Source organism: Blastocatellia bacterium (assembly GCA_035275065.1).
Taxonomy (GTDB): Bacteria; Acidobacteriota; Blastocatellia; order UBA7656; family UBA7656; genus DATENM01.
Genome location: DATENM010000083.1, coordinates 1 through 20,023, shown reverse-complemented (window position 1 = coordinate 20,023; position 20,023 = coordinate 1). Strand labels below are relative to the sequence as shown.

Genomic DNA, 20,023 nt, shown 5'->3' with positions numbered 1-20,023 from the left:
AATCGTGTCGGGCGCATCAGACCTGAAAGGAAGGAAGTATCCCGATCATGCTGATGCTCAAACGCGCTTTCATTTTGCTTGCCATCGGCGCGCTCACGCTGCCGAGCGCCGCGCAAACCCGCAGCATTAAATCAGACCGCACGGCGCCGGCGAAGTACGTGCCGGCGGTCGGCGAGCGCTTGAATTATGATGTGTCGTGGGCTGACTTCATCGTCGCCGGCGAGCTGACGCTCGAAACCAAAGACCGCCGCACCGTAGACGGCGTGGACGCCTTTCACGTCAGCGCGCAGGCGCAATCCATCGGCCTGGTCAGCGTCATGGCGATGAAGGTCAACGACGTTTATGAGTCTTTCCTGAACGCCGCCACCTTGATGCCGTTTCGCGCCGAGAAGAACACACGGCATGGCAAGAAGCGCGATCAGGGATCGATGCAGCTCGATCAGCAAAAGCGCACGGCGCGGCTCGACGATGGGCGCACGATTGAAATTCTGCCGGACACCTATGACGTCGCCGGTTTGCTGTTTGCGATTCGCGGCATGGATTTGACTGTGGGGCGGGCGCGGCAGTTCAACCTCATCGAAGACGGCAAGCTCTACCGGATCAGCGTCATGCCGGAGGCGAAAGAGAAAGTGACGACGCGCGCCGGCACGTTTGAAACGGTAAGGATGGCGACAAAGAATCTGAGCGGCGGGCGCGACAGCAATCTTTATAACTTGAAGATGTTTATCACCACGGACGCGCGCCGGTTGCCGGTGATGCTAACCGCCGAGCCGTCGTGGGGCAGCGTCCGCGTGCAGTTGACTTCGATTGCCGGAAGGGCCACGAAATAGCGAACGGCTGCGGGCTGTTGGCTCTGGGCGATGCGCCGTGTGCATGCGGCCTGTAGCTTTCACTTTGGTCATCGCCCGGGCGCGGCCCGCAGCCGCTCGATCCCCCGGTTCCTCTCTGAAGGCCGCTCGCCAGTGACCCTCACCGGGGAAACTCAACATCTCGAATTCTATCGGCCCTTCTCTTCGCTTTGATTCTTGAGCCGCGCACTTTTTGCGAGTGTCACAACGACTATCGCCATGATGGCCAATCCATAAATAAAAGCCAGCGCCGCAAATATCCACCCCTCGAAGCCAAACTCTTCCGTCACCGCTAGCCCTCGACCTGTCACACAGTGTGGCGCAAGCTGTTCGCTTGCGCTGAGCTTTGCGCAAGCGAACAGCTTGCGCCACATCAACCGAATCCGTCTTGCCGAGCGCGATAGTAAGCGAGAGCTTTGGCTTCGCCGATACCACCGCGCCGGCGGCAAAACGGTGCGCGTGTTAGACCGAAACGACTCTCATCGTTTTTGGAATGGAGCAGCCTTGCGGTTGCTCAATCATCATCACTGCAAGGCTCAGGCCAGCCGCAACAATCAACCGGTCACACGAGGTTGCAATCACTTAGCGGGAGAGTGCTAGAGCGCAACGCAAGCCGCGGGCTGCATCTGTCGAAGGATTACTGCATCGCCACGACTGCACAGAAAGAGAATGCCGCACATGCCTGATGCATGTGCGGCGCGAGGGGGACGGCCCGAAGAGCGGCTTTCAAATCTCCCACGCCACTCTTCGGACCGTTGGGGGACAACTCGTCGAAAGGTTTCTAGTTCCTGGTTCCTCGTTCCTGGTTCGGAAACCAACAACCGGGTAACCAGGAACCAGGAACTAGAAACCTTTTCTGGTCACTCATTCGCGGTAGGCCGGGTTGATCGAAATGCTGGCCCCGCGATGCCGCTCAGCCAGCCATGCCGTCAGCCGCTCGGCGCGCTTGCGAGTCAGCAGTTGTTGTTCGATCTGGGCGCGCACTTCATCAAAGCGGCGGGTGCGCTGCGGCTGATGCTCGGCGGCTTTAATGACGTGAAAGCCGTACTCGGTTTCGATGACCGCGCTCAACTGGCCGGGCTTCAAAGCGAAAGCGGCCTCGTCGAAGCGCGGCGTGTGAGTGTCGCGCGCGAACCATCCGAGGTCGCCGCCGCGCTCGCGCGTCGCCGGGTCGTCGGAGGTGCGCCGCGCCAGCTCCGCGAAGCTCGCGCCGCGCTTCAATTGATTGAGCAGCTCAGTGGCGCGCGCCCGGCGCTTGTTCATCTCTTCCGTGGTCATCCGATCCAGTTGCGCCTGATCGCGGGTGCCGCGGGCTTGCAGCTCGCCGCGAATTTGCGGGCGGCGGGCGTTGATCAGAATGTGGCTGGCGCGCACCCGCTCAGGCTCGACGAAGAGCGCGGCGTAATTGGGATTGGCTTTCTCTTTATCGTAGAATGCCTGCGCGTCTGCGGCCTCAACCGTCAGGCCGCGGCCCAACTCCTGCTGCAACCATTCGCCCTTCAATTCGCCGGCGATGATCTGGCGGAAGTCTTCGTCGGTAACCTTCGTTTCATTCAGATAAGCGCGGTAAGCATCGTCCCCGCCCATCTGCTGAACGCGCTCGCGATAGCGGCTTTCAAGCTGGCCCGCCGCGATGACCAGGCCGCGCCGTTCGGCTTCCGCTTCGATCAAGGCGCGGTCGATCAGCTCCGCGACGATGCCTTCCTTCAACCGGGCGATCTGGCGGCGGCCCTCGACGGTCGTCTCTGTGAGGCCGAGCGCCTGGATGCCGTTCTTGAGATACATGTCGTAGACGCGGGCGCTGATGTCGTGGCCTTCGACAGTCGCGACGATAGCCGGCGGCGCGGCCCCCGCAACGTTTCGGTCAACATTGCCATAGCCGAGCCGCAAGACGCCGAGGCTGACGGCGAGCGCGACCAGGGTGACGACCAGCATGCTGGTGCGCGAGAATCGTTTTCCGGTTGAGGCGATCTTCATGGCTGTCTCCCGTCAGAAGGTTTTCAACCTCTAACGCGGACACTGTAATCGCCGGGGCTTGAAAAAAGCTTGAACTGCCGGCTGTATGATAATTATTCGCAGGCGAATGCTATCGCGCATCGCATTCTGCTATGTTGAGCGAGCGGTGCCGTGAAATGCTTGAAAATATGAGTTTCCGCTCCGCGCCTACGGGCTGGCACCGGCCTTGCTGATAGGGGAGCGGGCTAAGGAGAGCAGAAAGATGACCCTGACTCAATTCCTGATCCTGTTACTGGTGGCGGGGATTTGCGGCTCAATCGGGCAAGCCATCGCCGGCTACAGTCGCGGCGGCTGTCTGGTTGCGATTGCGCTGGGCTTCATCGGCGCGCTGCTGGGCACTTACCTGGCGCACGCCCTCGGGCTGCCGGATATGTTTCGGATTCACATTGCCGGCGAGTCCTTCCCGATTGTCTGGTCAATCATCGGCTCGGCGCTGTTTGTCGCCATCATTAGCCTGGTTACCCGCCGATATTATTAGTGAGGTGAAGATTTATGCTGGAAGACGAAAAGCTGGCGATTGACGAATCGAATCGCGTCGCGCATCACGAGGCGATGAAGGGCGCGGTGCGCGGCGAAGTCCACGAGCGCATCGCGGCGCGCGCCGAGCGGCTCGACCGGGTCGAGCGCACCGAAACCGACGCGGTCGCCGACGAGTTCCGCCACAAAGCGGTCGCCGAAGTGGTCGAAACCGAAGCCGAGATCGAACGGGCGCGCGGCGTCGCGCGCATCTCGCAGGTCGTAGATTATCTGTTTTATCTGATCTACGCCTTCATCGGCTTAATGATCCTGCTCGACCTGATGGGCGCGAATCGCAGCGCCGGCTTTTATCGCTTCGTCAGCAGCATCACCGCGCCCTTGCTTGCGCCGTTTCGCGGCCTGGTAGACGACCCGGCGGCGGCGCAGATGCGCTTCCGGCTATCGTACATCGTCGCGCTGATCGCTTATATTCTGTTGCATCTGGCGATCAACGGACTGCTGCGGATGATCGCGCACCGCCGCACGAGCGTCTGAGATGCGGCTGCCCGATTTCGACAAGCGCAATCCCACAGGTGAACAGGAGGCAGGAGGCAGGAAGCAGGAGGCAGGAGGCAAGGAATCCTGCCTTCGCCCGCCTATCTCGTCAGCCCGCTCGGAAGACAAGCTCTCTAAATTCTAAGGTTAACTGACCAGCAGCGCACTTCGCGTGTCCGTGTTCCGACTGCTTTCTGCCTCCTGCCTCCTGCCTCCTGCCCGCCTGGCACGCCGTTTGGCTACTGACCCATCAACTATAAGTGTCTGAACCTGACCGCCGGGGGTAGTCGAATGGAAACGCTTGCGCAAGATGCTCGTTATGCCGTCCGCATGCTACTGAAGAATCCTGGATTCACGCTCGTTGCGGCGCTCGCCTTAGCTCTGGGGATCGGCGCCAACACGGCGATCTTCTCGGTCGTCAACGCCGTGATGATCCGCCCGCTGCCGTACCGCGACGCCAGCCGATTGGTGATGGTCTGGGAAGACAACCGCACGCGCGGCAAACATCAGAACGTCGTCTCGCCGGGCAACTTCCTCGACTGGAAAGAGCAGAGCGATGTCTTTGAAGATATGGCGGCGCTCTACGATACGCGCCTCAACCTCACGGGCGTCGCCGACCCCGAAGAGATCGCCGCACAGCGCGTCACGCTCAATACGTTCGACCTGCTCGGCGCGCAACCGATGATCGGGCGCACCTTCGAGCCGGACGACGCGCAGCCGACGCGGCAGGATTCGGTGGTCTTGAGCTATGGCCTGTGGCAGCGGCGCTTCGGCGGCAACCCATCAATCGTCGGCCAGACGATCCGACTCAACACTGAGATCTATACGATCATCGGCGTGATGCCGCCCGATTATCAGTTGTTCGTCACCAGCGGCTCACTCACCGGCGACCGCCCCGAGCTATGGGCGCCGATGCTCTTTGGTAATCAAGACCGGGCGCGGCGCGGACGTTATGCCATGGCGGTCGGGCGCTTGCGCGAAGGCGTCACCCTGCAACAAGCGCAGAGCCAGATGACGGCGCTCGGCGACGCCCTTGAAAAGCAGTATCCCGACTTCAACACTGGCTGGGGCATTAACCTCGTCCCCTTCCGCGAACAGTTCACCGGCGAGATGCGCAAGCCTTTATTGATGCTGCTGGGCGCGGTCGCCTTTGTCCTGCTGATCGCCTGCGCCAACGTCGCTAACCTGCTGCTCGCCCGCGCCGCGGCGCGACAGAAAGAGATGGCTATCCGCCTGGCCATCGGCGCCAGCCGCGGGCGCATCGTTCGCCAGTTGCTGATCGAAAGCACGGTGCTCGCGTTGTTGAGCGGCGCGGCGGGGCTGCTGCTGGCGATGTGGGGCGTAGACGCGCTCGTGGCGCTCGGCCCGAAATCCTTGCTGCCGTCGGGCGGCGCGCGGCTGAATCTGGTCGTGCTCGGCTTCACGATGCTGGTGGCGCTTGCGACCGGCGTGTTATTCGGCCTGGCGCCGGCGCTTGAAGCGTCGCGCCCGAACCTCAACGATGCGTTGAAAGAGGGCGGCAAAGCGGCGGCGAGCGGCGGGCGCGCACACCGCCTCCGTAACCTGTTTGTGATTGTCGAAGTCGCTCTGGCGCTCGTCCTGCTGGTCGGCTCAGGGCTGTTGATCAAGAGCTTCGCCCGATTGCAAGCCGTCAGCCCTGGCTTCAACGCGAAGAACCTGCTGACGGTGCGCGTATCGCTGCCTTATGCGAAGTACAAAGAAGAGGGCCAATCGGGGCGCTTCTTCCGCGAGGCGCTCGAACGCGTGCGGCAGATTCCCGGCGTGCGCAGTGCCAGCGCCATCAACTTTCTGCCGTTCACAGGGCTGGGCGCGGCGACCAGGATGAGCGTCGTCGGGCGGCCCGCGCCGCCGGCAGGTCAATCGCCGACCGTTGACTCACGCGTTTGTGACGCAGATTACTTTCAAGCGATGGGCATTCCTTTAATCAAGGGGCGCACATTCAACGAGCGCGAGCAAGCGGTCGCTTCGCACGTCGTCGTCGTCAACGAGGCGATGGCGCGCGACCTCTTTCCCGGCGAAGACCCGCTCGGCCAGCGCATCCTCATTAACATGGGCAGCGACATGAAGCCGAGCGAGATCATCGGTGTTGTCGGCGATGTCAAGCACATGAGTCTCGATAGCGACGTGCGCCCGATGGCTTACTGGCCGCACGTCGAGCTGGCTTACTCGATGATGACGCTGGTGGCGCGCACCGACGGCGACCCGCTCGCCTACGTCGCGGCGGTGCGGCGCGAAGTGCAGGCGCTGGATAACGATCAGCCCATCGCCAACGTCTATACGATGGAACAGTTGATATCCGAGTCGGTAGCGCGGGCGCGCTTCAGCACGACGCTGCTGGCGATCTTTGCCGCCGTCGCGCTGGTTCTTGCCAGCGTCGGCATCTATGGCGTGATGAGCTATTCGGTCACGCAGCGCACACATGAAATCGGCCTGCGCATGGCGTTGGGGGCGGACCGCGCATCAGTTATGGCGATGGTCATCCGCCAGGGCATGACCCTGGCAATCTGTGGCGTCGGCGTCGGCGTCATCGCGGCGCTCGCCCTGACACACCTGCTCGCCAGCCTGTTATTCGGAGTCAGCGCCACCGACCCGATCACCTTCATAACGATTGCACTGACGCTGACAGGAGTGGCTCTGGCAGCCTGTTTCGTGCCCGCCCGCCGGGCGACGCGCGTAGACCCGATGGTCGCGCTTAGATACGAGTAAGGGGCCGGCTTGTGCTTCGGCGGCCAGCGCCAAACCACAAACCGCGGGGTTAACAATTTCAAGGGGTATCAAAGGGCATCATCATGAAGAGCTTGTTCCAAGATATGCGTTATGCGCTGCGGATGATCTTCAAAGCGCCGAGCCTTACGGTCGTCGCGGTCCTCACGCTGGCTTTAGGGATCGGCGCCAACAGCGCGGTCTTCAGCATCGTCAACGCGGTGCTGCTGCGCCCGCTGCCCTACGCGCACCCCGAGCGCGTGATGATGATCCAGGGCGTGCCGCTGTCTCTGAGCACAGAGTTCTCGGCAGCGAACCTGTTTGATTGGCGCGACCGCGCGCCGAGCTTTGAATCGCTCGCCGCCTTTAACCCGGCAAGCGACGGCGTCAACCTGACGGGGGACGCAGAGCCGCAGCGCGTCGTTGCCACGGAAGTCACGTCGAGCTATTTCTCGACGCTCGGCGTGCAGCCCATTCAGGGCCGCACCTTTGCACCCGAAGACCAACAGGAAGGCAACACGCGCGTCGTCGTGCTCAGCTACGAGCTGTGGCAGCAGCGCTTTCATCGCGACGGCGACATCGTCGGGCAGACGATTCGGCTCAACGAAGTGCCGCACACCGTCATCGGCGTCGCGCCGCCGGGCGTGCAGGCGCCGGCCAGCGCGGACCTCTGGTTGCCGCTCTCGCTCGCCGACCGCGTGCTGACCGGGCCGGTCATGATGTTCAATATCGTCGGGCGGCTGAAGCCCGAAGCCACGCTGACCGAGGCCCGCGCCGAGATGCAGTCGTTCTCAGAGTGGCTGCAAGAGACCGGGCCGCAAAACGGTTTCGCGAGGCAAAGGATCGAGCTGACGCCGCTGCATACGGAGCTGGTGCAAAAGGTGCGCCCGGCGCTGCTGATCCTTTTCGGGGCCGTCGCCTTCGTGCTGCTGATCGCCTGTGTCAACGTCACCAACCTGCTGCTGGCGCGCGCCAGCGCGCGGCGCAAAGAGATGGCGATACGGGCGGCGCTCGGTGCCAGCCGCCTGCAACTGGCGCGGCAGATGTTGACCGAGAGTTCGCTGCTGGCATTGCTGAGCGGCGCGGCGGGATTGTTGTTCGCTCTCTGGAGCGTTGACCTGCTGAAGGCCATCGGCCCCGCCGACATTCCGCGCTTGCATGAAGCTCGGCTCGACATGGCCGTCTTCGGCTTCACGCTCGGCGTGTCGCTGCTGACAGGCTTTTTGTTCGGGCTGGCGCCGGCCCTGCACGCATCGAAAGTAGACCTCAACGAGGCGCTGAAAGAGGGCGCGGCGGCGACGCGGGGCGGGCGGTGGCGGTTAGGGCTGCGCAACTTGCTGGTGGTCGCGGAGGTGGCGCTGGCGCTGGTTTTGTTGATCGGCGCCGGCCTGCTCGTCAAGAGCTTCCTGCGCGTGCTGGATGTCAATCCCGGCTTCGACCCGAAGAATGTTTTGACCATCGCCCTGGACCTGCCGCATGTCAAATATCCCAAAGCGCCGCAGCAGATCGCTTTCTATCAACAACTGATGGAGCGCCTCAGCGCCCTGCCCGGCGTGCAGGCAGTCGGGGGGACCAATACGCTGCCGCTGGCGACCAAGGGCGGCGTGGCCTACTCCTTCAGCATCGAGGGGGTCGCGCCCGCAGACACGCCACAAGGCACTTACGCGTCTTACTTCGTCGTCACGCCTGACTATTTGCAAACCATGAGCATCCCGCTGCTTGAAGGGCGTCTCATTACTGAGCAAGACAGACAGGGCGCGCCGCCCGTGGCGCTCGTCAGCCAGGAGGCGGCCCGCCGTTACTGGCCGAACGAGAGCGCCATCGGCAAGCGCATCATTCCCATGACTGAGAAGACGGCCCGCGAAATCGTCGGCGTCGTCGGCGAAGTCAAACAGTGGGGCCTGGAAAATCCGAAGCCGGTGCCGGCCATCTACATCCCACACCAGCAACTCGTCTGGCCGGTGACGACCATCGCCATTCGCACCACTGGCGACCCGCTCGGCCTGGCCAACGCCGTGCGCGGCGAAGTGCAGGCATTGGATAAAGACCTGCCGGTTTATGACATCAAGACCATGAGCCAGCGGCTGGCCGATTCGATTGCCGAACGGCGCTTCATGTTGATCCTGCTGGGGACGTTTGCGGCCCTGGCGCTGGTGCTGGCATCGGTCGGCATCTACGGCGTGATGTCTTATGCAGTGACGCAGCGGACGCGTGAGCTCGGCATCCGCATGGCACTGGGCGCTAACCGCCGCGACGTGCTGCGGCTGGTCGTCGGCAAGGGCCTGGGGCTGACGCTTGCTGGCGTCGGCATCGGGCTTGCCGCCGCCTACGCGTTGACGCGCTTGCTCGCCAGCTTACTGTTCGGGGTCAGCGCCACCGATCCGATCACCTTCGTCGCTATCGCGATTGTGCTGACAGGAGTGGCTCTGGGGGCCTGTTTCGTGCCCGCCCGCCGTGCCACCCGCGTAGACCCGATGGTCGCACTACGACACGAATAGGTGATCGCCTGGGAGCGCGGGCGTCTCGCCCGCAACTTCGCGCATGCGAAAGACTGGCGGGCAAGATGCCCGCGCTCCCAGGCGATACCCAACACTCAACACCCTCACTGGAGGTTGACTATGGAAACTGTGCTGCAAGACCTGCGTTACGCCATCCGCGCTTCGCTGAACAGGCCGGGGTTTATGGTCATCGTCGTCCTGGCGCTGGCCATCGGCATCGGCGCCAACACCGCCATCTTCTCGGTGGTCAACGCCATTCTGCTGCGCCCGCTGCCTTACAAGAATCCCGACCGCATCGTCATGGTCTGGATGAGCAATGGCAAGCTCGCCATCGATCAAGACTGGCACTCGTACCCGAACTATGTCGATTACCGCGATCAGAACTCCACCTTTGAAGAGGTAGCGGCATTCAACGACCGCAGCTTCAATCTCACAGGCAACGGCGAGCCGGTGCGCGTCGCCGGCGCGTGGTCAACGGCCAACCTCTTTGCAGTCCTCGGCGTAGACCCGCTGCAAGGACGAGCCTTCACCGTTGAAGAAGAGGAGCCGGGCAAAGACCGGGTCGCCGTCATCAGCTACGGGCTGTGGCAGCGGCGCTTTGGCAGCGATCCCGGCGTCATCGGCCAACCCATCAGTCTCAATGGCGTAGACCGCACCGTCATCGGCGTTATGCCGGCGAGCTTTGCCTTTCCGCAGAAAGAGACAGACGTGTGGGTGCCGCTTGCCACTTCGGTGCAGAACAAGCAGGCGCGCGGCGCGTTCTGGTTGAAAGCCGTCGGGCGGCTGAAGCCCGGCGTGACCATCGAGCAGGCGCGCGCCGACATGGGCACGATTGCCAACCAACTGCTTGAGCGCTTTCCGCAGATCATGGAGAGCTACGGCGTCAACCTTGTGCCGCTGCACGAGCAGGTCACCGGCAAGGTGCGCACGGCGCTGCTGGTCTTGTTGGCCGCGGTGGCGTTTGTCTTGTTGATCGCCTGCGCCAACGTCGCCAACCTCTTGCTGGCCCGCGCCGCCGCTCGTGAACGAGAGATCGCCATACGGACGGCGCTCGGCGCCAGCCGTCGCCGCATCGTCCGCCAACTGCTTACGGAAAGCGTGCTGTTGGCGCTTGTCGGCGGCGTCTTGGGACTGCTGCTGGCCATCTGGGGACTGGACGCGCTGAAGGCGATCAGCCCGGCCAACGTCCCGCGCCTCGACCAGATCGGCATTGATGGCCGTGTGCTGGCTTTCACGCTGACGGTATCGCTGCTGACCGGCATCATCTTCGGCCTGGTGCCGGCGCTGCAAGCCTCAAAGCCCGACCTCAACGAATCGCTCAAAGAAGGCGGGCGCGGCTCGTCCGAGGGTCGCCGCGGCAAGCATGTTCGCAGCCTGCTGGTGGTCTCAGAAATCGCCCTGTCGCTGGTTTTGCTGATCGGCGCCGGCCTGCTGATTAAGAGCTTCATCCACCTGCAAAAGTTCGACCTCGGCTTCAACCCGGACAACCTGCTGACCCTGCGCGTGCAACTGGCCGGCACCAAGTACCGCGAAAATCCGCAGGTCGTCAACTTCTTCCAGCAAGCGCTCGAACGCATGCGCAACGTGCCGGGCGTGCAATCGGTTGGCGCCATCTCCACCATATTCCTGAGCGACACGCCGAACTCGACGAATTTCACCATCGAAGGCCGCCCGGTGGTGACCGGCGCCGACAGCATCGAAGTGCCGCTCGACGCCGTCACGAACGACTATTTCAAAGTGATGGGCATCCCCTTGCTCAAAGGGCGCTTCTTTGATGAGCGCGACCGCGCCGGTTCGCTGCCGGTCGCCATCGTCAACGAGACGTTCGCCAAACGCTTCTTCGAGGGCGAAGACCCCCTCGGCAAGCGTTACTGCTACGGCCAGCCGAGCAGCGACGGCAAAACAGAATGGCTGACGATTGTCGGCGTCGTCGGCGACATGCGACGCACCGGATACGACAAGGCGGCGCGGCCCGAAACTTTTATGGCGCAGGATCAAAATCCCGATAGCGCACTGACCATCGTGGCGCGCACCGCCGGCGACCCCGCGAGCTACGCTCCGGCGCTGCGCGACGCGGTCTGGGCGGTTGATAAAGACCAGTCCGTCTTCAGTATCAAGACGATGGACGCAACGCTCGCCGAGATGACGGCGGAGCGCCGCTTCAACATGCTGCTGCTCGGCATCTTTGCCGCCGTGGCGATGGTGCTTGCGGGCGTCGGCATCTACGGCGTGATGAGCTATTCGGTCACGCAGCGCATGCATGAGCTAGGCATCCGCATCGCGCTGGGCGCCAGCCAACGTGACGTGCTGCGGCTGGTGATTGGCCAGGCGACGCGGCTGGCATTGATCGGCGTCGGCGCGGGACTGATTGCGGCCTTTTTCTTAACGCGCTTGATGGCGAGCCTGCTTTATGGCGTCAGCGCCACCGACTTTGCAACCTTTTTGCTGATTTCGTCACTACTCACAGGGGTCTCACTAGCCGCCAGTTTTGTGCCCGCACGGCGCGCGATGAAAGTCGATCCGATGGTCGCGCTGCGCTACGAATGACTCGATTGCGGATTGCGGATTGCGGATTGCGGATTATCGAACTTGTTTCTGAGTTTCATTTGAACCCTCGCCGTCTCAAGTTCTGAAGAGAATCCGCGGTTCCAGATTCCGCAATCCGCAATCCGCAATCCGCAATTCAACGGAGGTTTGGCCATGCAAAAATTCTGGCAAGATTTGCGCTTCGGCGCACGCATGCTCGCAAAGAAGCCCGGCCTGACCTTTGTGGCCGTGCTGACATTGGCGCTCGGCATCGGTGCCAACACGGCGATCTTTTCGGTCGTGAATGCCGTGCTGCTGCGCCCGCTGCCCTACGTGCAGCCCGACCGTCTGGTCTACGCCTTCCGCGTGCAGCCGCCGATTGTGCGCGGCCCGATCTCGCGGCCCGATTACCTGGAGTGGCAATCGCAGAATCAGTCGTTTCAAAACATCGCCGCGTACACCTATGCGACGTTCAATCTGACGGGGGTTGATCAGGCCGAGCGCCTGCGCGGCGCGCTCGTCAGCGAAGACTTTTTCACGCTGTTCGGGACGAAGGCGGCGCAGGGCCGCTTCCTGCTGCCATCAGACAATCAAGCGGGCGGCACCCGCGTCACGGTCATCAGCTACGGGCTGTGGCAGCGGCGCTTCGGCGGTGACCCGCAAGTCGTCGGCAACACGGTTTCGCTGAACGGCGACACTTACACGGTGGTCGGCGTCGCGCCACCGGAGTTCAACTTTCCCGCGCGCATAGACGCCTGGATGCCGGCAAAGCTCAACGAGAGTCAGCAAGGGCGCGGCAGTAATTACCTGCTGGTCATCGGACGGTTGAAGGACGGCATCACTGTCGAGCAGGCGCAGGCGCAGTTCAATCAGGTTGCGGCGGCGCTCGCCGAACAGTACCCGGCCAACGATGCCAACCTGACCGTGCAGGTCTCGCCGCTGCTCGAAGAACAGGTGCGTTTCATTCGTCCCATCCTGTGGATCATGCTCGGCGCGGTCGGTTTTGTCTTGCTGATTGCCTGCGCCAACGTCGCCAATCTTTTGCTCGCCCGCGCTATGGCGCGACAAAAAGAGATTGCGATCCGCACGGCGATGGGCGCCAGCCGCTGGCAGATCGTTCGTCAGTTGCTCACGGAAAGCATGCTGCTGGCGATAGTCGGCGGCGGCCTCGGTGTGCTGCTGGCGGTCTGGGCGATTGACCTGCTGGTTGCGTTCGCGCCCGCTAACATCCCGCGCGTCCGCGAAGTGGGCGTTGACGGCGCGGTGCTAGGGTTCACGCTGGTCGTGGCACTGGTGACCGGCATTCTCTTCGGCCTGGCGCCGGCGGTGCAAGTTTCCAAATCCGACCTCAACGAAACGCTCAAGGAAGGCGGGCGCAGCGCCGCCGCCAGCGGCCCGCGTCAGGCGCTGTTGCGCCGCGGGCTGGTGGTCTTCGAGATCGCCTCGTCGCTCGTGCTGTTGATCTGCGCCGGGCTGTTGATCGTCAGCATTCAGCGGCTCACGAAAGTAGACCCCGGATTTGATCCGCGGCCTCTGCTCACGGCTGACGTTTCGTTCCCGCGCCTGGCCACGTCGCCGAACGACAAGCCGGCGGACGCGCAGACTAAACAGCTCCAAGCCTCTGTAAATTTTCTCACACAGGTGCAGCAACGCATCAGCCGCTTGCCCGGCGTCGAAGCCATCGGCGCAATCAACGACCTGCCGATCACCGGGCGCAGCAGCGTCAACGGCGGCTTTAGCATCGCCGGCCAGCCGCCGTGGGACCCGGGCAAAGCGCCGGTCGCCGAGTTCCGCACCGTCACCCCGGATTACTTCCGCGCCATCGGCGTGCGGCTCATCAAAGGGCGCACGTTCAACGAGAGCGACAAGCTCGACAGCCCGGCAGTCGTCTTGATCAACGAGACGATGGCCAAGCAGTACTTCGCGGACGATGAGCCGATAGGCAAGCAGATCACCGCGCTCACCGGCCAGCCGTCGCAAGTCGTCGGCGTCGTCAGCGACGCGCGGCAGTGGGGCTTAGAGCTGCCGGCGGCTGCCGAGATTTATTTCCCATACGCGCAGGTCGCCATCAGCTCTGAAGCCTCGCTGGTGGTGCGCGCCACCGGCGATCCCGCGACCTTGAGCGACGCCGTTCGCACAGCCGTGCGCGAAGTCAACGCCGACGCCCCGGTGCTGCGCCTCAAGACGATGAGCGAAGTGTTAGAGCTGGCGACCGCGCAGCAGCGATTCACCATGGCGCTGATGGCCGTCTTCGCCGGCATCGCGCTGGTCATGGCGGTCATCGGCCTTTATGGCGTGATGTCGTATTCGGTCACGCAGCGCACGCACGAGATCGGCATCCGCATGGCGTTGGGCGCCAGCCGCCGCGACGTGATGCGGCTGGTCGTCGGCCAGGGCCTGGCGCTGGCGCTATTTGGCGTTGGCACCGGCCTGGTTGCCGCTTTCGCCGTCACGAGGCTGCTTGCGACGTTGCTATTCGGAGTCAGCGCCACCGACCCGTTGACCTTTGCCGTCATCGCTTTGATCTTGCTGGGGGTGGCTCTGGGAGCCTGTTTCGTGCCGGCTCGCCGGGCAACACGCGTAGACCCGATGGTGGCGCTGCGATACGAATAAGTTTCTAGTTCCTGGTTTCTAGTTCCTGGTTGACACACCGAGAACTTTCCCAAACCAGAAACCAGAAACCAGAAACCGCAAACCGGAGATTTGGCTATGCAGACGATCTGGCAAGACCTCAAGTATGGATTGCGGGTGCTGCTCAAGCAGCCGGGCGTTACCGCCATCGCGGTGCTTAGCCTGGCGCTCGGCATCGGCGCGAATACGGCCATCTTCAGCATCGTCAACGCCGTCTTGCTGCGTTCGCTGCCTTACCCGCATGCCGAGCAGTTGATGCAGATCAGCCAGAGCCTGCCCGGTGTCGAAAACGACGCGGCCGGCGAGCCCAAGTTCCTCTTCTGGCGAGAGCATAATCAAACCTTCGCGGCCCTGGCCATCGAACAGCCCATCGGCTCCGGGGTCAATCTCGCAGGCGGCAGCGAGCCCGAATATGTCAGCGGCGTCAAAGTGTCGAAAGAATTCTTCGATGTGCTGGGCATCCAGCCGGCGCTCGGACGCGGCTTCACCGCAGAAGAAGATCGGCCCGGCGGCGAGCGCGTCGCCGTCATCAGCAACGGGCTCTGGCGGCGGCGCTTCGGCGCGGACGCGGGTCTGATCGGTAAGACCATTTCGATCAACAGCGATAGCTTTATCGTCGTCGGCATCCTTCCGCAGGGCTTTCAATACCAGTCGGGCTTTCAGTATCTGCGGTCGGCTGATGTCTTCGTGCCGCTGCGCCCATCGCTGGGCGGCGATCCTGATCCGAATTACCGGGTGATCGGGCGGCTGCGCCCGGAGGTCACGCCGCGACAGGCGCAGGCCGATATGCAGCAGGTGGCCGAAGCGTTTCGCGCCGTCTACCCGGCGCAGATGCAAGAGGGCGAAGGCGTCGCCGTCGCGCCCCTTCATGAAAAGCTGACTGCCGGCGTCCGCCCGCTGTTGCTAATCCTGCTCGGCGCGGTCGGCATCGTCCTGCTGATCGCCTGCGCCAACGTCGCTAACCTGCAACTCGTGCGCGCCGCCGGCCGGCAAAAAGAGATGGCGATTCGACTGGCGCTGGGGGCCAACTGGCGGCGCTTGATGAAGCAGTTGTTGAGCGAAGGCATGTTGCTGGCGCTCGCCGGCGGCGGTGCCGGGCTGCTGCTGGCGATATGGGGAATTGACGCGCTTGCGGCGCTGATCCCCGAACGCTTGCTGCCGCGCTTCAACGACCTGGCGCTCGACTGGCGCGTGCTGGCGTTCACGCTCTTTAGCACCGTCGTCACCGGCATCGTCTTCAGTCTGGCGCCGGCGCTCCAGGCGCGCCGCCTCGATGTCAGCCCGGCGCTCAAGGAAGGCGGCGGCAAAGGCGTCACCGGCGTAGGCCGCGGGCGGCTGCGGCGCGGGTTGGTGGTCGTAGAAGTCGCTCTGTCATTAATGCTACTGACGAGCGCCGCGTTGCTGATTCGCACCTTCGTCAACCTGCGCCGCGTCGAGCCGGGCTTTGAAACGCGCCACGTGCTGACCTTTCAGATCTCGCCCACCGGCTCGGCTTACAACACGACGGCGAAGGTCGGGGATTTCTACCGCCGCGCGCTCGAACGGCTCGGTGGTCTGCCCGGCGTCGAAGCCGCCGCGGTCACCAGCAACCTGCCGCTGTCGGCGCAATTCCGCATGCCTTTCGCCATCGCCGGCCAGCCGGAGCACACCGAATCGGTGCAGTTCCGGTTGATCACGCCGGAATTCTTTCGTGTGATGCAGATTCCATTGCAGCAAGGCCGGGCGTTTGCCGACACAGACACGGCAGGCTCAGGCAACGTCGCCATCGTCAATCAAGCATTCGCGCGCAAGTACCTGAGCGACACCGACGCGCTCGGGCAGACATTGACCATCGGTCGCGGGCCGCGCGCCCTGTCGCACCAGATCATCGGCGTCGTCGGCAATGTGAAGCAGTTCGCGCTTGCCAGCGATGCGCCGCCAATGATGTTCATTCCGGCAGCGCAGGCTCCTGATGGTTTGACGCTGATGATGCGCCGCTTTCTTTCATGCCAGTTCGTTGTGCGCGCCGGCAGCGACCCGGCGACGCTGGCCGCCACCGTCAAGCAGGCGATGGCCGACATAGACCCGGCGCTGCCGGTCAGCAATATCCGCCCGATGCAACAGATCGTTTCCGAGTCCATCGCCGCCGAGCGCTTCAACATGGCGCTGATGGGGCTCTTCGCCGGTCTAGGTTTGATGCTCGCGGCCATCGGTCTCTACGGCGTGATGTCGTATGCAGTGACGCAGCGCACACACGAGATTGGCGTCCGCATGGCGCTTGGGGCGCGGCCCGCGAGCGTCCTGTCGATGGTGATTCGGCAAGGCGTCGGGCTGGCGCTCGTCGGCGTCGGCATCGGCCTGATCGGCGCATTCGCCCTGACGCGATTGCTGACGAGCTTACTTTTTGGCGTCAGCGCCACCGACCCGCTGACCTTCGCAGTCGTTTCTTTGATTTTGCTGGGGGTGGCTCTGGGAGCCTGTTTCGTGCCGGCCCGCCGCGCCACCCGCGTAGACCCGATGATCGCACTTCGTTACGAATAGGTGTTGGGAGGTTATAGATGGAAAGCTTGATCCAAGACGTGCGCTTTGCTCTGCGCACGATGATGAAAAAGCCCGGCTTCACGGCAGTCGCCGTCATTATCATGGCGCTGGGCATCGGCGCCAATACGGCTATCTTCAGCCTGGTGCGCGCCGTGCTGCTGCGCCCCTTGCCGTTCAAAGACTCGGAGCGTCTGGTGATGGTCTGGGAAGATGCCACCAAATACAACTTCCCAAAAAATACGCCGGCGCCCGCCGACTATATGGACTGGAAGACGCGCAATGATGTCTTTGAAGAGATGGCGGCGTATTATCCGCGCAGCTTCAATCTGGTTGGCGATGGCCAGCCTGAAAAGGTTTACGCCTTCCGAGTCACCGGAGAATTCTTTCACGTGCTCGGCGTCGAGCCGGCGCTTGGCCGCGCCCTGACTGTCGAAGATGACCGTCCCGAAGCCAACCGGGTCGTCGTCATCAGCTACCCGCTCTGGCAAACCCGCTATGGTGGCCAGGCCGGCATCATCGGCCGCGACATTCTGCTCAACGACGAAAAGTACACGGTCGTCGGCGTCATGCCGCGCGGCTTTCAGTTTAACGATTCCGAGATTCGCCTGTGGATTCCTTCGGGGCTGACGCCGCAACTCATGGCGAGCCGGGGCAGTCACTATCTGGGCGTCGTCGCGCGCATGAAGCCGGGCGTTACGCTCGGCGAGGCGAACACCAACATCAAATCGATCATGGCGCAGATCGCTAGCGATTTCCCAAGATTCGCCGCCGGCATCGGCGCCAACGTCTACTCGCTGCGGGAAGAGTTGACCGGCGAAACGCAGCGGCCATTAATCATCCTGATGGTCGCCGCCGCCTTCGTGCTGCTGATTGCCAGCGCCAATCTGGCCAACCTGCTGCTGTCGCGGGCTATGGGGCGCAGCAAAGAAGTCGCGGTGCGCACGGCGCTCGGCGCTTCTCGCCGACGGTTGATTCGCCAGTTGTTGACCGAAAGCGTATTGCTCTCTTTCATGGGCGCCATCGCCGGCGTCGTCTTCGCCGTCTGGAGCTTCGAGTTTCTGCGTCACCTGATCCCGCAGGGCCTGAGCCTCTTCGTTGATCTTCACATCGATATGATGATGCTCGGCTTCACGCTGCTGCTGTCGGTGATCACCGGCATGATGTTCGGGCTGGCGCCGGCGCTGCAATCGTTACGGGTTGACCTGAACGAAACGCTGAAGCAGGGCGGCGGGCGCACCAACCTGAGCGCCGGCCATCGCCGCTTGCAGAATGTGATGATCGTCGGCGAAGTGGCGCTGGCAATGGTGCTGCTCGTCGGTGCCGGATTGCTAATCAAGACCTTCGCGCGGCTGCGCGATCAATATGCCAGCCTGCGCCCCGAGAGCGTGCTTGCCCTGCGCACGCACTTGCCCGACAACCGATACCAGGATGCGCAGAAGCGCTTTGCCTTCTACGAGCAGGTTCTTGAGCGCGTCTCTGTCTTGCCCGGCGTCGAAGCCGCCGCTTATGTGACCGTGCTGCCACTCGATATAAAAGGCGGCACCAACGGCATTGCCATCGAAGGGCGCGCGGTCGAACCGGGGGCCGGCTATGACGCCAACCACCGGCAGGTCAGCCCGGATTACTTCCGAGCCATGGGCGTCGCGCTGAAAGAAGGGCGCGGCTTTACCGCCGCTGACAACGAGCAGTCCATGCCGGTCGCCATCATCAACGAAACGATGGCGCGCGAATTCTGGCCGGGTGAACAGGCCATCGGCAAACGCTTCAACTTCGGCGGGCCGCCATCGGAATCGCCGTGGATCACGATTGTCGGCATCGTCGCAGACGTTCGCCAGATGGGCGTCGAAGCGCCGGTGAAGCCGGAGATGTATTTCCCCTATCGCCAGCAAGCGACAGTCGAGCCTTTTTACGCGCCGCGCGATCTGGTGTTGCGCACGACGGTGGCACCGCTCAGCCTGGTGCCGGCAGTGACCGCGAGAATCCATGAGGTTGACCCGGATCAGCCGGTGTCGAACATTCAAACGATGAAAGATGTGCTGGGCAAAGAGATCGGCCAGCGCGAAACCGGGACGACTTTGCTGGGCGTCTTCGCGGGCCTCGCGCTGCTGCTTGCGGCCATCGGGCTGTATGGCGTGCTGTCTTACTTTGTCAGCCAGCGCATTCCCGAATTCGGCGTTCGCATGGCGCTCGGAGCCAACACGCGTGACATTCTCTGGCTGGTGCTGAAGCGCGGCATGGGCCTGGCGCTGATCGGGCTGGCCATCGGGCTGGCAGCGTCTTTGGCGCTGACTCGTTTGATTCAGAGCTTGCTGTTCGAAGTCAGTGCCAGTGACCCGCTGGTTTTCGTGCTGATCGCGCTGTTGCTGGCCGGCGTCGCCTTCGCCGCCTGCGTCATCCCGGCGCGGCGCGCGATGAAGACCGATCCGATGGTGGCGCTGCGCTACGAGTAAGCAGGAAGCAGGAGGCAGGAAGCAGGAAGCAGCGGTCTCTCCGTACTGCCTCCTGCTTCCTGCTTCCTGCCTACTAATAGCTGGAGGGATAGATGAACTCATTACTACAAGACCTGCGCTACGGCGCGCGCATGCTGCGTAAGCGGCCCGGCTTTACGCTGGTGGCCATCATTACGCTAGCCCTCGGCATCGGGGCGAACACGGCCATCTTCTCGGTCGTCAACGACCTGCTGCTGCGCGCGCTCCCCTACTCTGACGCCGACCGCGTCGTGATGGTGTGGGAGGTCACGCCGTCGGGGCGGCACATGAACACGACCTCGCGCGCGAACTTCCGCGAGTGGCGCGCGCAGGGGTCGAGCTTCGAGAGCATGTCCGCCTTCACGGATCAGCGCCAGAACCTGACCGGAGCGGGCGAACCCGAGGAGGTCGCCGTCCAGTTCGCCACGCCCGACCTCTTCAAAGTCCTCGGCGTCGAGCCGCTCCACGGGCGCGTGCTGGTCGAGGAGGACGGGAATCAGGGCACGGCCGGCGTCGTCCTCTCTTACGGCTTCTGGAAGCGCCGCTTCGGCGGCGATCCCGGCCTCGTCGGCAAGTCGATCACGCTCAACGGCAATCCCTTCACGGTCGTCGGCGTCATGCCGCCGAGCTTCCACTGGCACATCAAGCAGCGCTCGGGGACGGGCAAGCCGGCCGAGGTGTGGGGCGTGCTGCCGATGCCGCCGGCGGGGACGCAGGGCGCGAACGAGCGCGGGCGTTACCTCTCGGTGGTCGGAAAGCTGAAGAAGGGCGTCACCTTCGA

General features: G+C 63.1%; 11 protein-coding genes. 10 read left to right on the top strand and 1 reads right to left on the bottom strand.

Features of this window, described 5'->3' with window-relative positions; genetic code table 11:
- The first annotated feature begins 47 nt into the window (after nucleotides 1-47).
- Nucleotides 48-830 (top strand): DUF3108 domain-containing protein, encoded by a 783-nt coding sequence (locus VJ464_19425; protein HKQ07305.1) that lies wholly within the window; start codon nucleotides 48-50, stop codon nucleotides 828-830.
- A gap of 882 nt (nucleotides 831-1,712) precedes the next feature.
- Here the strand turns inward: VJ464_19425 and VJ464_19420 are convergent.
- Nucleotides 1,713-2,825 (bottom strand): peptidylprolyl isomerase, encoded by a 1,113-nt coding sequence (locus VJ464_19420; protein ID HKQ07304.1) that lies wholly within the window; start codon nucleotides 2,823-2,825, stop codon nucleotides 1,713-1,715.
- A 241-nt stretch (nucleotides 2,826-3,066) separates the two neighbouring features.
- On the opposite strand from VJ464_19420, the gene VJ464_19415 reads away from it, so the two are divergent.
- The 9 genes from VJ464_19415 to VJ464_19375 all read left to right on the top strand — a co-directional run.
- Nucleotides 3,067-3,342 (top strand): GlsB/YeaQ/YmgE family stress response membrane protein, encoded by a 276-nt coding sequence (locus VJ464_19415; protein ID HKQ07303.1) that lies wholly within the window; start codon nucleotides 3,067-3,069, stop codon nucleotides 3,340-3,342.
- A 14-nt stretch (nucleotides 3,343-3,356) separates the two neighbouring features.
- Entirely contained in the window at nucleotides 3,357-3,875 is a 519-nt protein-coding gene (locus tag VJ464_19410; GenBank protein HKQ07302.1) for a YggT family protein, read from the top strand.
- A 291-nt stretch (nucleotides 3,876-4,166) separates the two neighbouring features.
- Entirely contained in the window at nucleotides 4,167-6,602 is a 2,436-nt protein-coding gene (locus VJ464_19405; protein HKQ07301.1) for an ABC transporter permease, read from the top strand.
- Nucleotides 6,603-6,685: 83 nt separating this feature from the next.
- Complete coding sequence (locus tag VJ464_19400; protein HKQ07300.1) at nucleotides 6,686-9,097, top strand: ABC transporter permease; 2,412 nt, start codon at nucleotides 6,686-6,688, stop codon at nucleotides 9,095-9,097.
- A 120-nt stretch (nucleotides 9,098-9,217) separates the two neighbouring features.
- On the top strand, nucleotides 9,218-11,644 hold the full coding sequence (locus VJ464_19395) for an ABC transporter permease (protein HKQ07299.1): 2,427 nt from the start codon (nucleotides 9,218-9,220) through the stop codon (nucleotides 11,642-11,644).
- 153 nt (nucleotides 11,645-11,797) lie between these two features.
- Nucleotides 11,798-14,236, top strand: a complete 2,439-nt coding sequence (locus VJ464_19390) for an ABC transporter permease (protein ID HKQ07298.1) — start codon at nucleotides 11,798-11,800, stop codon at nucleotides 14,234-14,236.
- Between the two features lie 96 nt (nucleotides 14,237-14,332).
- Nucleotides 14,333-16,774, top strand: a complete 2,442-nt coding sequence (locus VJ464_19385) for an ABC transporter permease (GenBank protein ID HKQ07297.1) — start codon at nucleotides 14,333-14,335, stop codon at nucleotides 16,772-16,774.
- A 17-nt stretch (nucleotides 16,775-16,791) separates the two neighbouring features.
- Complete coding sequence (locus tag VJ464_19380; GenBank protein HKQ07296.1) at nucleotides 16,792-19,224, top strand: ABC transporter permease; 2,433 nt, start codon at nucleotides 16,792-16,794, stop codon at nucleotides 19,222-19,224.
- 92 nt (nucleotides 19,225-19,316) lie between these two features.
- On the top strand, nucleotides 19,317-20,023 hold a 707-nt coding region (locus VJ464_19375; GenBank protein ID HKQ07295.1), incomplete at its 3' end, for an ABC transporter permease.